At 90.3% G+C, this 444-nt stretch carries 1 pseudogene; it reads left to right on the forward strand.

The annotated features are described in order from the left end of the window. Positions 1 to 171: 171 nt before the first annotated feature. Positions 172 to 306 (forward strand): annotated as a pseudogene (locus tag PUR56_RS37910) (roadblock/LC7 domain-containing protein); the annotation flags it as partial. Positions 307 to 444: the final 138 nt, after the last annotated feature.

Consider the following 444-nt stretch of genomic DNA (forward strand, 5'->3'; position numbering starts at 1 on the left):
GGGGGGGGGGGGGGGGGGGGGGCGCGGCCCGCGGGGGGGCCGGCGGCCAGGCCCGCGCCCCCGCCCCCGCCCCGCCCACCCGCGCCCCCCCCCCCCCCCCCCCCCCCCCACCCCCGCCCCCCCCCCCCCCCCCCACCCCCCCCCCCCCCCCGCCCCCGGCCAGATGTTTCCGGGGTGGCGCACACGGTGGGGGGCGCCGCGGACGGCCGCCTGCGGGGCCTGTCCGAAGGGGTCCCCCGCGGCCGCGCCGACCAGCTCGCCGCCGGCGCCTCGGGCCTCACCTCCCTCACCACCGGCGCGCGGCGGAGTTTGGCAGAGGCGGCCCCCGCCCACCCCACCAACCACCCCCCCCCCCCCCCCCACCCCCCCCCCCCCCCCCCCCCCCCCCCCCCCCCCCCCCCCCCCCCCCCCCCCCCCCCCCCCCCCCCCCCCCCCCCCCCCCCC

The sequence above is a fragment of the Streptomyces sp. BE303 genome, from assembly GCF_036290945.1.
GTDB lineage: Bacteria > Actinomycetota > Actinomycetes > Streptomycetales > Streptomycetaceae > Kitasatospora.